8 protein-coding genes are annotated in these 14576 nt (G+C 52.2%); all 8 read right to left on the reverse strand.

Annotation, left to right across the window (positions count from 1 at the left end):
• Positions 1-36: 36 nt before the first annotated feature.
• Positions 37-2190, reverse strand: a complete 2154-nt coding sequence (locus ACOJTG_RS00705; RefSeq protein WP_420152040.1) for an alpha-L-rhamnosidase C-terminal domain-containing protein — start codon at positions 2188-2190, stop codon at positions 37-39.
• 76 nt (positions 2191-2266) lie between these two features.
• Entirely contained in the window at positions 2267-3844 is a 1578-nt protein-coding gene (locus ACOJTG_RS00710; RefSeq protein ID WP_420152041.1) for a sodium:solute symporter family transporter, read from the reverse strand.
• A 54-nt stretch (positions 3845-3898) separates the two neighbouring features.
• A complete protein-coding gene (locus tag ACOJTG_RS00715) occupies positions 3899-4960 on the reverse strand; it encodes a Gfo/Idh/MocA family protein (protein ID WP_102202174.1) in 1062 nt (353 codons plus the stop codon).
• A 495-nt stretch (positions 4961-5455) separates the two neighbouring features.
• The gene (locus ACOJTG_RS00720; protein WP_420152042.1) at positions 5456-7954 is read right to left on the reverse strand and encodes an L-rhamnose mutarotase; all 2499 of its coding nucleotides are present in this window, start codon (positions 7952-7954) and stop codon (positions 5456-5458) included.
• A gap of 60 nt (positions 7955-8014) precedes the next feature.
• On the reverse strand, positions 8015-8905 hold the full coding sequence (locus tag ACOJTG_RS00725; RefSeq protein WP_420152043.1) for a sugar phosphate isomerase/epimerase family protein: 891 nt from the start codon (positions 8903-8905) through the stop codon (positions 8015-8017).
• A 76-nt stretch (positions 8906-8981) separates the two neighbouring features.
• Complete coding sequence (locus ACOJTG_RS00730) at positions 8982-10358, reverse strand: acetylxylan esterase (RefSeq protein WP_420152044.1); 1377 nt, start codon at positions 10356-10358, stop codon at positions 8982-8984.
• Positions 10359-10405: 47 nt separating this feature from the next.
• On the reverse strand, positions 10406-11542 hold the full coding sequence (locus tag ACOJTG_RS00735; protein WP_420152045.1) for a sialidase family protein: 1137 nt from the start codon (positions 11540-11542) through the stop codon (positions 10406-10408).
• A gap of 186 nt (positions 11543-11728) precedes the next feature.
• Positions 11729-14476: a family 78 glycoside hydrolase catalytic domain gene (locus tag ACOJTG_RS00740; RefSeq protein ID WP_420152046.1), complete on the reverse strand. Its 2748-nt coding sequence runs from the start codon at positions 14474-14476 to the stop codon at positions 11729-11731.
• Positions 14477-14576 lie beyond the last annotated feature (100 nt).

Consider the following 14576-nt stretch of genomic DNA (forward strand, 5'->3'; position numbering starts at 1 on the left):
TTAACAACCCATAAAAATGAACAAACTACTCCAATTCTACAGCGAGTAATTCACTCGATAACTTTTCCCCTTTTCAATCGTCATTTCGTACAAACCGCCCCCCGACGATCGGATTTCGCCCTGCTTGCTGGTGGGTTTCTTTTTGCTTTTGAAGCGAAGCGTCCCCGTTCCGGCGGCACCCGTCACCTTGATTTCTTTGGCACTGCAATACACCTCTACCTCTCCCTGCGGCGTCGGCACTTTTCCTTCGATCCACTGCAAACCACCCAAATTTGGTTCAATCAGATAGGTCTGATACGCCGGGGCCGTTGGTTTTACACCCAAATAATACTTGCCCAGCAGGTACAGCGGACTGGCTCCCCAGGCGTGACACAGGCTCTTACCAAATTCGCGACCGTACATGGCGTAATGTTCGGCTCCTTTTTTGTCCGGATTATATTCTTCCCAGAAAGAGGTCGCTCCGAGTTTGAGCATTCCGCCCCAGTAGTCCTTCATTTCTTTGGTTACGTACGGCTGTTCGCCCAGGGCACAGAGGGCTTCCAGCTCGTAAAAACGCATGTACGGCGTTGTGATTTTCGGTACCTGATTGTTCAGTAACACGTGTTGTTTCACTTCCTGCTTTTGGGCGGGGTTGAGGTAATCGAAAAAGACGGCGAACATATTCGCGTACCGGGTTACGTGCGGAGTCGAAACGCCGTCCACCCGACTGTGTACCAGAGCGTGTTTCTCGGGATTCCAGTAGTATTGAAAAAGCTTGCCTTTTACTTCCTTGGCCAGTTGGGCGTACTGACTGGCGTCGTCGGAATGGTTCACAATTCCAGCACACAAGGCCATTGTTTCCAGACTCCGGGCGAAGAGTAATTGTTCGAAACTCACCTCTCCTTTTTTGCTCAGTCCCTCCGCCCAGTCGATAAACACCCAGTCGCCGGACAAGCCTTCCAGCAACCCGTTTTTATTCCGCCGGGTCAGGCAGTAATCCATCAGACTTTTCATCCGGGGATAAAACTGCTGAATGAAGGCTTTATCACCCGTAAACTGGTAGTAATCGTAAATGCTGATGAACCAGTAAAAGGTGTAATCCATGATGGTATTGATGTGGCTCGTTACGGGGTCTTTGCCGCGTAAGGCCAGCATGGTACGAGCTACGGAGGGCGAATCGAAGAAGGAATAGTAATTCATCAGGTAACTCTGGGAGGCATCGCCCGACCAGATCCAGCGGTCGCGTTTGATGCCGTCGATGAAAAATTCCCGGGTATTCAGATGAAGCGTATAGAGAGCAACGTCGTAAATTTTATTGATTTCTTCGTCGGAACAACGGAAGCCGCCCCGCTCCGTAACGGGCAGGAATTCGTAGAGCATGGAAACGCCGTCGATGGCCACACTGCCGTCAAACTGCACGTTGACGTACCGAAAGGCTTTGGTCAACTCCATCACCGAATCGCGTTTGGCGGATTGGTTGATTTTCAGAAAATCCGTGGTTTCGCAGGTCTCCGTTGCCAGGGCTTCTTCCTTCGATTCACCGTAATAAATCCGGACGTTTCCTTTTCCCGTCAGACCTTTCAGCTTCAGGAAGCCAAAGGTTTCTTTCCCAAAATCCAGTAAAAATGACTTTGCCTGCTTATCAACCAGCACGGGGTTTTCTTCCTTCGTATTCAGCTTGAATTGCGAAGGCGGCACGAGCGGATCGTTGAAGTTCCAGGAGCCCGCCTGTAACCAGGTCGTTCCCGACTGGTCGGAGGCTTTTCCCGTTTCGTCGATCCATTCTTTATCCTCGAACGTTACCCGCCAGGAAGCATCGGACTGGATGGTTTTTCCGCGAATAAACACAGCCGGAACGTGGGCCTGGTTAAAGACTTTGAGGTTGATTTTATGTTTTCCGGCGGGTACCGTAATGCGTTTGGGATAGCCCGTGAGAATCTTGCCGTCGAGCTTGACATTGTACCGTCCTTCCACAAAAAGTTCCACCTCTTCCGGTTGGCTCAGGGTAAACTCCTTGTGGAAATCTATGAGGTTGTAATGACTGTCGAGCTTCCAGAACGGCGGCATGAAGGTCGTGCGTTCGGTGCGTCGATTCTGCATCTGGTTCCCCAGCCAGATTTCGTAATCGCCGGGATACCAGATCCAGGTCGCCTGAGCGAATACCGAAACGTTCATCAGGAGCAGGCTTAGGAGGAAGAGGTTCTTTTTCATTGGACTTGAATCAAAAATGTTAATCCGTCAGTACTACAGACTCTTGCACTAGTTTACTTTAACCCTGCTTCTGTTGCTATCGAAACAGCAGATACAGCGTCAGCATCGTAATCATCAGGGCAATCCAGGCCGCCCAGACTTTGGGTGTGGGTTTGACTACCACCTGCGTGGGTTTGACCTGATAAACCGTCGGGTTCCGATCCAGTACGGAAATCAGCATCGCCAGCACCAGCAGGCTTACAAAAATCAAAAACGAAAGCAATAGGTAATGCGGCCAGAAATCGTAGCGGTCGGGCGGTAATACCCACAGATACACAATGCCGACGCCGAGGCTGAATACCGAACCAGCCGACAAAACGGTATTGACGGCCCGTCGCGTAGTTCGCTTCCAGAATACCGTCAGCAGAAAGACGACAGCCAGGGGCGGAGCGATGAAACCCAGTACGGATTGAAACACATCGAATAGGTTCAGTCCTTTGATACTGTCAATGGCCAGGGCCATGCCTACCGCAAACAGGCAGCCCGCAATGACCGTCAGGCGGCCTACCCGAATCAAGTCTTTGTTAGTAGCCGAGGGGTTGATTTTCCGGGCGTACACATCCATCGTAAACACGGTACTCAGCGAATTGAGCGACGAACCAATCGTACCGACCAGTACAGCAATCAGTACCACAATCACCAGTCCGTTTAGTCCGGGCGGGAAGAGGTTGGTCACCATGGTCATGTACGCCTCGGCCGGATCGTTAAGGTTGGGGAACAGGATGTAACAGAGAATGCCGGGCAGAATAAACAGCGGCAACGAAAGGATTTTCAGCCAGCCGATGAAGTTGACGCCGAGCTGTCCCTGCTCCAGATTGCGGGCTCCCAGTACCGACTGGACCATCGCCTGATCGGTACAGAAAAAAGCAATCGCCGCTACCGGATAACCCAGCAGGATGGCGTACCAGGGATATTTCGGATCGTCGGCGGGATGAATCAGGCTCCAGTAATCGGCGGGGGCTTTGGCGTAAACGGCCTCCAGTCCGCCGACTTTCTGAATTCCTAACAGAGTCAATGTCAGCGATACGCCGATCAGCAACAGCATCTGAAAAACGTTGACGCGGGCGATGGCTTTTAACCCGCCGGTATACGCAAACAATCCGGCAAAAGCGACCAGTACCACCACCGACGGCCCCATGGGTAAGCCCAGAATCTGTCGTACCAGAAATCCTCCGGCGAACAGGCCGAGCGAAAGCCAGGAAATCAGAATCTTGATGAGGGCATACCAGGCCAGGATGGTTTGCGTGGATTCGCCATACCGCTGACCCATGAACTCGGGCATGGTACTGACGTTGGCAGCCAGGTATTTCGGAGCGAAAACGATCGCCAGCAGAAAGAGAAAAACGAAGGCATACCAGTCAAAATTAATGGCAACAATCCCCGTACTATACCCGATACTCGCGAAGGCCAGCAGCATCGACGGCCCGACGTTGGTCCCCCACATATTGAAGCCAATACTCGCCCAGCCCAGCGATTTGTTCGCCAGAAAAAGTGTTTCTTCATCCGCCGATTTTTTGCTTATACTGGCTCGAAAACCGATGAAAGCTAAAATCAGAACGTAGGCCGCCACGATCCCGTAGTCCAGCAGCGTTAAGCGATCAATGATGTTGTTCATACGAAGATTAACTTCCCGGAAAATGATCGTTTTTCGGGAGATCGGGAATGAAAGTTAAAGTCCGTGTTCACGCAGCAAATCCGCCACTTTTACGGGTTTTCCCGTTTGCAGAGACTGGTCCATTGCCTGTAGCAAGGCCACGGTTCCGATGCCTTCTTTTACGTCGGGGTACGCCGTCTGGCCGCTTTCCAGGCAGTCGGCGAAGTATTCGAGGTAGTTCTGGTATTCGCCCGCGTGATGACTTTTTCCCTCAAACCGGAAATAGTGCTTGAGTTTGTGTTCCCAGGTCAGGATGCGTTCTTCGCCGGTTTTGTCGGTGATGGCGTACCGCAAATCCATGTAATCTCCCTGACTACAGCCTTCCGTACCCCGCAGAATGCAACTCATTTCGCTGTCGCGGGTAACGGGCTGTACGGGTCCGGTATAGGCTCCACTAACCCGGGCGATGCGTCCGTCGGTAGCCCTGAAAATAAAGTGCATGGTATCGGCGTTTTTGAGGCCACCGTTTTTCCCGTTCGAACTTAGCATTCCATAACCCATTACTTCTTCGATGTTGGGCAGGTACCAGCGAATGAAATCGACGGGGTGACTCAGACCGCCGTACAGCCACTTGAAGGCGTTTTCGAGCGACCAGCCTTTGTCCAGAAACCAGCGGTGATCGGCGTGGTAATAACTTTCGATGGTGATCAGCTCGCCAATGAGTCCGGCTTCGTAGTCGGCTCGCTGTTTTTTCATGGGCTCGAAGAAGCGGGAACTTTGACCGACGAAGACGTTCTTACCCGTCTGCTCGCTCAGTTCGATGAGTTCTTTGGCTTTGGACAGATCGTCAATGAAGGGCTTGGTACAGACGACGTGCTTGCCGTGCAGCAAGGCCTGTTTAGTATGCTCGGCGTGAAATTTATCGGGGGTATAAATGGCGATGGCATCGATGGTCGGATCATCGAGCAAGTCCTGATACTGCGTGGTATAGGAGTAAAAATCAAATTCCTTGGATCGTTGCAGACAGAGTTCGAGCTTCTGATCACAGACTTTGACGAGTTCGATTTTTGTACTCTGCAACGCTGCCGACATGGTACTACGGCCCTCGCCCAATCCTAAAATTCCTAGCTTCAACATGGATGTATTTTTAGATCTTTTTTTATTATTCTGAATTGCCTAGACTAAGTAAAGCCTTGCTCTTTTAGAAATTCGTTATTCACCTAGACTAGGTTTGGTACTTATACCTAGCTGTTTGGTAGCATGTCAGCCACTCCACGACTAACAACAGCCTGCTTTAGGCCATCGCATTGCGGCTGTTGTAGGTCGTTCCGCGGCTGACATGTGGGAGAGGTTTTCATCTTTTGACAGTTGTTTGTTTCCAGTAGTTAGAATCGCATAACTGCATGGACGATTCAAAACCAGGCCCCGTCCTATCCCATTCCATGGCGGAATTCCATTCTGGGACTCAAGCCGCCTTCCATTCCATGGTGGTTTCATCCGCAATGCGGTGGCCTAAAGCGGGATGAAAAGAGCGGCGTTCGCGATACGGACTAAAAGACCAGCCGTACCTGCGGGACGAAATAGGTCCTAGTATGAGGTCTTAGTATAAAGCACTACAAAAACAAACGAGCTCTACTTCATCTGTACCCAAACCTCCCCCGCCTTCGTACCCGGAACGCCTTCCTGATACTTCTTCATGCGTTGGTTCCATTCGATTACGCGGGGATTGTTTTCGGTGGTTTTGGGGTCTAGCTTCTCCAGGCTTTCGCCTTTAGGTGTACTGATGACCAGCATCAGCTGCCGCCCGTTTCGGAATAGTAATAACTGCTGAAACTGGGCATTACAAAAGCCTTTGGAGACTTCCGGCCATTGTTCGAACTGCGTGGCGTGGTAATCGAGGTACTCCTGTTGCAACTTCGGACTCGCGACGAGATTTGCCGTAAGGATCGTGTGTTCCCATTCCTTCGCTTCGGATCCATCCGCACATTTTTTCCGGTTGAATTCGTAGAATAAGTCGTCGTAGGTTTTGATCGTCACACCGGGAAACGCTGCTTTTAGCCGTTCGCGAAGCAGGTATACATCCTGAACTTTCTCAAAAATGACGTAGTGATTTTCCCAGCGGTACAAGGCCGTAGCGGGTACGTTTCCTTTCGCCATGACGGCCCGTAGTTTCTCCTCATCCAACGACTGAGCAGCAATTAATTCTACGATGACGGGTTTCTCTTCATTGATTTTCCAGTACGCATCCGGCTTTGAATTGTCTTTCAACAGATGCCGATACGGAGCTTCGAGTCCCGCCCGGTTTTTGATGCTGTCGGGTACGGCGGGGCCGTTGTGTGTCCAGACGTTGTTCGGGCCGTTAGCGTTTTGCAGGTACTTTTCCGTCGGCGTCCAGTTATCCCGAATGGTGAAATACGCGGAGCCTTCGTCGGTGTACAGATAAAACCAGTGCTGCGGAATGTGGGCGTACGGAGCTTTGTAAATACTGTCGATGGCGTTTTCAATGATCTGCGAACCGGGCTGGGCTGAAAGCGTATAAATCGCCGCTACGTCGTACATGTGCTTGCCGTAGTGGTAGATTTTGTTGGCCCGGATGCGGTTGTTTTGCATAACGTTAATGGTCGGCGTCCAGCCCCAGCCCATACTAATACCGCTATAGCCGACTTCGTTGATTTCGTTGTGCTCGATGCTGAGATTCCGGACGAAGCCCGCTCCAATGCCCACGCACCCCCAGTCTTCATTGGTTACGTTGGTAATCAGATTATTTCGGATACTTAACTGGCTACAAAATTCCCGTTCATCCTGGGGTTGATACGGCAAATGAGCTTCCACGGCTTCGTCGGAAAAAACGCCCGCCTGAATGCCCGTACCACCGATATCCCGGAACAGATTTCCGGTGATGTGGTTATGTTGAACGCCCCGGTGGTAGTCCAGCCCCGTAGAAGCCAGATGCTCGAACCGGCAGTTTTCGAAGCTCGTGTGCGTGGCGTAGGAAACTTCCACCGCCGCCGTAGGCCGTCCCACCCAGGCCTGATTTTCCAGCGTTTTCTTCTCGGGCGTACCCGGAATTTTCAGCTTGTACGCATCCAGCATGTACAAACCCGCCTGATGCGGCACGTGCCCCTGCCGCGAGGGTCGCAACCAGCCCGTATGCTCGAAAGCAATGCCTTTGAACTGTACGTGCGAAACCGGATGGTCAATGGTACCCGTCATGCGTACCAGCGTTTCGAGGTGCGGAGCGATGACTTCGGCGTTACTCAGATTCTCGTCCGCTTTTGGATAGTAGTAGAGTTTCTGGGTTCGGGTATCGAGGAACCATTCGCCGGGTTCGTCCAGAAACTGAATCGCATTGGTCAGGTAATAGGCAGAGTTGCCCGTTTCTTTCGAAATCCAGGGAGCGGGCCAGGGGTGTTCGGACTGAATCCGGCTTTCGGGCTGGTGAAAAAAGAGTTGGGCACTGTCGCCCTGCACTTCCATTTTCCGAACGCGTAAGGTCGCTACGGCCCACCACTGATGAATAAAAAATTCGAGACCATACGCCCGGGATAAGTCGCCGAACTTCGGAGCTGGAATCCAGCAGGTTTGTTCGGCTTTATTCCAGGACAAAATCCGGTTCATCGTTCCGTAGGGCGTATCCTTTGCCCGCGTGGCTTTCTGCCCATTCACCCATAGCTGTCGAAATTCAAAAGGTCGCCCGCCGACCAGGGGAACGTCCGTCACCCAGACTTTTCCGGTACTAGTTTTGGGCAATCCCGGTACGGTTCCTTTCACTTTCTGCCAGCCCGTTAGCGTTACGCCGCCGCTCAGGACGGGCCTTTCGTTGGGAGCCGCTTCAATCCAGGTGGGACTTTCAGCCGTTCCCGAATCTTCGGGCCGCAGGAAGACGGGTTCTTCCAGCGAGTACCGTCCACCCGCCAGATAAATATGAGCCCCAAAGCGTACGGAAGGATCGGCGAGCCGTCGTAATTCCCGGACTTTCCGCAAGGCCATCGTCAGACTCGCCAGCGGTTTTTCACGGCTACCCCCGTTCGCGTCCGAGCCGGTAGTCGATACCCACACTTCGGCCTGCTGGGCGAAGGTAAGCGTCGAACACAGGAGCATGCCAAGTACTATGAAAATACATTTATTCATCGAAGGTACCTGGGGTTGAAACCCCAGGCTATTGATAGGGAACACCCCGGTGGTTAATGGTTACGCCTGAAAAATGGATTTGAGATACGCTGTATTCGCTCCGAAATTTTTCTTTACGTTGCGGGGATCGTTCGCATCGCGGGACCGTTCGATGACGAGCCAGCCTTTCCAGCCCATGTCGTCGAGCGTTTGTTTGACTTTCTTCAGGTCCAGCCGCTTATTGTTTTCCAACCATACGCCATCCTCGTCGGTGCAGTGAATCATGCAGATGCGTTTTTTACCGAGAACCCGTAGTTCTTCATTCAAGTCGCGGCCCGATTTCAGGGGATTGGAGAAGTTGAAGTAGCTTTGAATGTGTTTCGAGCCGATTTCATCCAGCAATGCTACTTCCCCTTTGGCATCCAGGGACGTTTCAATACCGATGACCACGCCCGCTTTTTTCGCCATCTTCCCCACCACTTTCAACCGCTCCACAATCGCCGGACGCAGCTCCGGATTTTTGACCAGATCACCCTGCGTACCCAGGGGCAGAAAGGCAACCTTTATCTGCATGGCTTTCATGGTATCGATGCAGTCCTGCACCATTCGCTCGTACGTCGGTCGCGTCGCGAAACTCTGGGCATAAAAACCACTCATCGCCAGCGAACAGATTTCCAGCTTCAATTCTTTGGCTTTATCCAGAAACTGCTGCCGCACTTCGGGTTTGGCAAGCTGACTATCGAAGGTTTCCCGATTACCCAGTCCACCCATATCCACTTCGAGTCCGTCGGCTCCGATTTCTTTGGTCAACTGAAAAGCTCCAAGTTTCTGCCGCTTTAGAATCATCAGATCTACTACGGCGATTTTGTAGGCTTGTTTTTCTTTGGCAAACACCTTAAACGGCGAACTATACAGGGCCGTCAGCACCAAAGCCGACTGACCCAAAAACTGACGACGATTCAGGTTTTTCATACTATTTTCTTGCTTTTAATGAACTGCAACGCTTTATACGCAGGAGCGAACGGGCATTCATCACCCACGTCCAGCCCTATTTGAGTCCGATTTTCTGCTCCAGTTCCTCAAAACTCCGCACAGCATTCGCGGGTAGGTTCTCCCCTTTTTCACCGAATACATACATCGCGGGATACTTCTCAATCGTGCATTTCGATTCGTCGAATTGGCCCGCTGCGTTTTTCACTTGCTTCGTATCCAACTTGAACTGATCGGCCAGAAACTGGTACAGAGCCAGTCGCTTATTGATGCCGTAATCGTGGCCTTCTTCCGACAAATGGACGTTTTTAATCACCTTCGAAGGGCCGTAGAATCCGTAGGTTCGTTGCAGGAAAGGAAACTCATGTTCGGGAACGTACTGGGTCCAGTCTTTACCGTCGGAAATGACCAGTTGCGGACGCGGAGCCGCCATAGCCGCCATCTCCACGTTGTTGGTCCCGTGGCCGCAGAGGTGCACGCCCATCCCACTTTCGCAAGGGCAGCCGCCGCTGTGGTACGAAGAAGTCATGACCACCGGAACGCTTAAATCTATACGATCATCGAGAGCTGTCAGCAGCATCGTCTGGCTACCGCCGCCCGAACCGCCCGTTACCGCAATGCGGGCCGGATCGGCATTTTTCTGGGTCAACAGCCAGTCGAGAATTCGCATCCCGTTCAGGATCTGAATCGTATTGGCCAGACTCCGACGGTGGTCGGCGGATTTGAATTGCAGCAGTGATTCACCCCAGGCAAAGAGGTCGTAACTAAACGCCATCGCTCCCATCCGGGCCTGCATGGCACAGCGGTACTGGGAATCAGAGCGGTAGCGTCCGTCGCCAAAATGACCGTCGGGATTGAGGATAACGGGCATTAGCCCTTTGGCATGCGTGGGTTTGTACAACGATCCGCAGACGTACATCCCCGGCAAGGTTTCGATAGCTACATTTTCGACGGTGTATCCATCGAAAGTTCGTTTGTTGGTAATGATGGGTTGGCTTTTCGGAGTCGCGGGTAGCTGGTCCAGCTTTAACGCCGCCCGCATACAGCTTTTGAGTTCGGTTTTACGCGTTTCCCAACTCGCCTGATCGTGGTACAAGGAGGACAGATAGTCGAGCTGCTGCTTGCCTTCTTTCGGGGTTTTCAGGTGATACTGAAAGGCCTGCAGTTTGTATTTTTTGTCGCCTTCCTTCGTAAACGTAATGTCCTGCGAAGCGAAGATATTCGTCATCGTCTGCTCGACATCGGGGCGAAACCGCCAGTTGGCGTAGGTGATCTGCCGATCCTTCACCAGGTCTTCAGGATACCGGATTTTTACCGCGTACTGGGTTTCGATTTCCTGAATCACCTCTTTCAAGGATTTTCGGAAGGCGTCGTCGGAGCTTTGAGCGTAGGTTTTCGCCCCCAGCAGCAGGAATAAAACAAGAATTCGTTTCATGGATTTAGAGGGATTCATTTCGTGGATTCAAACGCGTCCTGATCGGCTTATCCGTCTTTCGTCATCTCGCCGCCCTGTGGGGGCGTATAGCCTTTGATCGACGGCCAGACGCCGTCTTTGATCGGAATCAGTTTCATCTTTTTCGGGTCGATCACGGCGTGTTTGATTTTCTGGCGACGCCAGGTATAGACGATGTGAATGAGTCCGTCCGACGTTTGAATAATCGACGGATAGGAATACTGACTGATGGGCGAGTCTTCAATAATCACCGCCGCCGACCAGTTCTTGCCGTCTTCAGAAATGGAGAGGTTCAGGGGCGTCCGTGGTCCTTTGGCTTTGTCGCCCGGCGGCAATACGTGGTTATACACCAGGGCCTGCCGACCGTCCTTCAGGGTGACGGCATCGGTACCGGAGTTGTTGTTGGGCAAATTGGTTTTCGCCAGCGGCGACCAGGTTTCCCCATTGTCGTTCGACCAGGATTCCAGAATAGCCCGGTCTCTGCTACGGGCCAGAATCTGTAGCTTGCCTTTCCCGTGTTTGAGGATGCTGGGCTGAATGGCATTGAGCGTTTTTCCGTCGTTGATCGGTCCAACTTTCCGCCAGGTTTTTCCCTGATCCTTGGTTACTTCAAAATGGATTTTCCAGCCGTTGCCTTCGGTGCTCGTCGGACAAAACAGGTTACCATTTTCCAGTATGATGGGTTTGTTTTTGACGGGGCCGATATACCCTTCGGGTAAGGATTTCGCTGCCGACCAGGTTAGGCCCCCGTCCGACGAGGTTTTCATCCAGCCCTGCCACTTACTGGGACTCGGGCCGATTTTGTAAAATAACAGCAGATCTCCGTTGGGTACCTGGTACAACACCGGGTTCCAGGTAGGATACCGCAGGGTATCGTTTACGATGCCATTGGCGACGTTTTGGGGAGTTGTCCACTGCCCTTTTTCCAACCGACTGACGTAAATACAGACGTCCGGATTCCGCTCTTTCGTCCCCCCAAACCAGGCCGTTACCAGACCTTTGGGCGTTTCGACGATGGTGGCCGAGTGGCTTTCCGGGAAAGGGGCCGACTCAAAAATGGCTTCGTGTTTGACTAAGCCGCTCTGCCATTTTTCGACCTGGGCCTGGGTTAACGGGGCGGTCAACAGACCACCCGCCAGAAGTAGGTAGGTTTGGAAGGTGTTCATGGTTTGTTGTTGCTATTCCGGATTTTCATCGGTTTCCGGGGTTTTTAGTTTTTTTGGGTTTCGGGGAGGGGACCGCCCCCCCCGGGTTACACCCGAGGCTATGCACATTGAAGTCCTCCAGACTTCTTGCTTCGACTTTTCTTAGGATCGGATTCTAGGATTAGGTCCGTGGGTATCCCCGCTAAATCATGGGTTGACCTCAAACCGGTACGTTCCCGAACCCACGTCCAGCACTACGCGATCGCCTTGTTTCTTTACCAACTTCACCCCTTCCACGGCCGTCACCTTTTTGCCGTTTTCTTTGATTTCATCCACGGAACGGGCGGGGATATAGACCTGTGCCCGGGTATTGCCCGGAATCTGGATCGACCAGCTTAACTGTCCTTTTTCTTTCTTCCAGGTGGATTGAATCAATCCGTAACCCGAGCGGTACGAGGCGTCTACTTCCGTCAGTCCTTCCGGAAAATCTGGTTTCATTTCAATGACGTTGAAACCTGGTGCCTGAGCCTTAATTCCCGCGATATGCTCGTAGTACCAGATCAGTAAATCTCCCAGCAACATCACGTGATTGGCCGAATTCATTTCCGGATTCGCCGTATTGCCGTTCCATAATTCCCATATGGTCGTTGCCCCGTTTTCCACCATGTAGCCCCAGCTCGGATAATCGCGGTTGGTTGCCAGCGTGTACGCCAGATCGGGCCGACCGTGCTGGGCGAGTCCCCGCATGAGCCACTGCGTACCAATCACGCCCGTACTGATGTGCGATTTCTGTTCCTTCACGATCTTATCGACGATACTAGCAAACACCTGCGACTGCTGTTTTTCGGGTACAATGCCGTACATCAGCGGTAGCAAATTCGCTGTGACTGTATTGTTGCTGTACTGACCCGTAGAAGCCTGGAAGAACTTCTCATTGAAAGCCTTTTTCATCGCCACTGCCTGTTGCTCGTACGTCCGAGCCTCTTCCGGTTTCTGTAGCAACTGAGCAAATTGCTGCATCAAATCCAGTAGACCGATGTACGTAGCCGAAGCCAACAGTACACCATCCGTTTGCAGAGCCGGGTCTTTGGCGTGGATGAGCTCTTTTGATTCCGGCGGTACGCACCAGTCGCCGTATTTATCCTTGGTAATGAGGCCATCTTTGGTGTACTGAGCGGCCATGTAGGCCATCCATTTGTGCATGGAAGGATAATGTTTCCGTATCGACTCTGTATCCCCAAACTGCCGATACAGCATGTTTGCCACCATCAGGTACGTACCCGGCCAGGTCACGTTGTCACTGTAGTACCGCCAAAAGGCCGGAGCGACGTCGGGAATACTCCCATCGGCTTTCTGGGCCTGCTGAATATCATCCAGCCACTTGGCGTATAGCCGACTGTTATCAAAAAGAAAACTCTCTCCGTACGCCCCCGTGCTCCTGTCACCCAGCCAGGGTTGCCGCTCGTTGCGTTGCGGACAATCGACGGGCATCCCTTTGTAGTTACTCCGAATGCCCCAGTACGCATTTTTGAAAATCTGATTCAGCGTTGGGTTGGAAGAGGTAAACGTACCAATCGTCGGTATATCATCATAGACTACGCGTCCTTCAAAATTTTCGAGTTTGGGTACGCCCGGAAAACCTGTAATTTCCACGTATCGAAACCCGTGGTACACAAACGTCGGCTCCCAGGTTTCCGTACCGCCGCCTTTCAGCGTGTACACGTCCGTCACTTTGGCATCGCGGAGGTTGCGGACGAACAGTTCGCCGTTTTCCTGCAACGTTTCGGCAAAGCGGAGTTTGATCCGATCACCGCGTTTACCCTGTACCTTCAGCCGAACCCAGCCCGCCAGATTCTGACCCATATCCAGCACGTAACCACCCGTTTTTAAAGGTTTGATCGATACGGGTTTTACTGTCTCCATCACCTTCATGTTTTCATTCATCTGGGCTTCGTAGGCTCCGCCCGGCTCCTGCACAAATTCCGCTTTCAGCCACTTCTGATCGTTGAAACCTGCGGTACTCCATCCCGGCAGTTCTTTCGTCGCGTCGTACTCTTCGCCGTCGTATTCGTTGTTGGTACGAATCGGGCCGTCAGCGGTGGCTCTCCAGGAATCATCGGTTGTGATCCACTCCGTCGAGCCATCGGCATAGGTTAATACCAGATTCAGCAGCAGTTTTGGGTAACCAAACGTCTTGATTTTGTAGGGCTTGTACGCCTGCCGCATCGTGTAGTAACGGCCATTGCCGAGAATGGTCCCGATGGCATTCTTCCCCGATTTGAGCAGTGCAGTAACGTCGAAGGTATTGTACTTGACGCCCTGCGTGTAATCCGTCGGAGCGGGAGCCAGGACCTGGTCGCCTACTTTCTGTCCGTTCAGGTAGAGTTCGTACAAACCCAGTCCGATGATGTATACCTTCGCCCGTTTGATTTCTTTTTTCGGGGTAAACTCCTTGCGGAAATACCGGGCCGACAGGCGGGAAAACTGCGTTTCCGTATCCCAGGCAAAGGCCCGATCCAGCCCAATCCAGCGGCCTTTCCAGTCAACTGCGTAGAGCTGCCCTACGCTGAAATGCTGCGGCGTACTCCAATCGCTTTCGCCCTGATTGGTCCAGATTTTCACTTTCCAGAACGCCTCGGTCCGGCTTTTCAACGTTTTCCCCTGATACGGATTCTGGATACTCTGGTCGGCGTTTACTTTTCCCGAATCCCACAAATCACCTTCATTCGCCGCCAGTTTCTCTTCACTCGAAGCAACCAGAATCTGATAGGCCGTCTGGTGCAGATTTCGTTGCTCGCCCGTGAGCTGCCAGCTGAAACGGGGCTGTCGGGCATCGATTCCTTCCGGATTCACGCGGCCCTCGATTCGCAGGTCACTGACCCGCAAGGCCGTTGGTTTCTGATCGAAGGCGAACAGAAAAAAAGGCAGCAGCAGGATGAGTACGTAGCGTTTCATGGTATCTGTTAAACGTTCGAGAGGCTAAGGTTATCTGTTTGTATAGCGTTTTGCTTTCCCGAGCATGTACTAATTTTTTCCGGAGAAATTGAAATAGACA

Origin of the sequence: Siphonobacter sp., assembly GCF_048595215.1 — a bacterium.
Lineage (GTDB): Bacteria > Bacteroidota > Bacteroidia > Cytophagales > Spirosomataceae > Siphonobacter.

What these genes read in the sequence shown, in the direction of transcription:
- ACOJTG_RS00715 (WP_102202174.1), bottom strand. Translation starts at nt 4,960, where the DNA reads ATGTTGAAGCTAGGAATTTTAGGATTGGGCGAGGGCCGTAGTACCATG.
- ACOJTG_RS00730 (WP_420152044.1), bottom strand. Translation starts at nt 10,358, where the DNA reads ATGAAACGAATTCTTGTTTTATTCCTGCTGCTGGGGGCGAAAACCTAC.
- ACOJTG_RS00725 (WP_420152043.1), bottom strand. Translation starts at nt 8,905, where the DNA reads ATGAAAAACCTGAATCGTCGTCAGTTTTTGGGTCAGTCGGCTTTGGTG.
- ACOJTG_RS00740 (WP_420152046.1), bottom strand. Translation starts at nt 14,476, where the DNA reads ATGAAACGCTACGTACTCATCCTGCTGCTGCCTTTTTTTCTGTTCGCC.
- ACOJTG_RS00735 (WP_420152045.1), bottom strand. Translation starts at nt 11,542, where the DNA reads ATGAACACCTTCCAAACCTACCTACTTCTGGCGGGTGGTCTGTTGACC.
- ACOJTG_RS00705 (WP_420152040.1), bottom strand. Translation starts at nt 2,190, where the DNA reads ATGAAAAAGAACCTCTTCCTCCTAAGCCTGCTCCTGATGAACGTTTCG.
- ACOJTG_RS00720 (WP_420152042.1), bottom strand. Translation starts at nt 7,954, where the DNA reads ATGAATAAATGTATTTTCATAGTACTTGGCATGCTCCTGTGTTCGACG.
- ACOJTG_RS00710 (WP_420152041.1), bottom strand. Translation starts at nt 3,844, where the DNA reads ATGAACAACATCATTGATCGCTTAACGCTGCTGGACTACGGGATCGTG.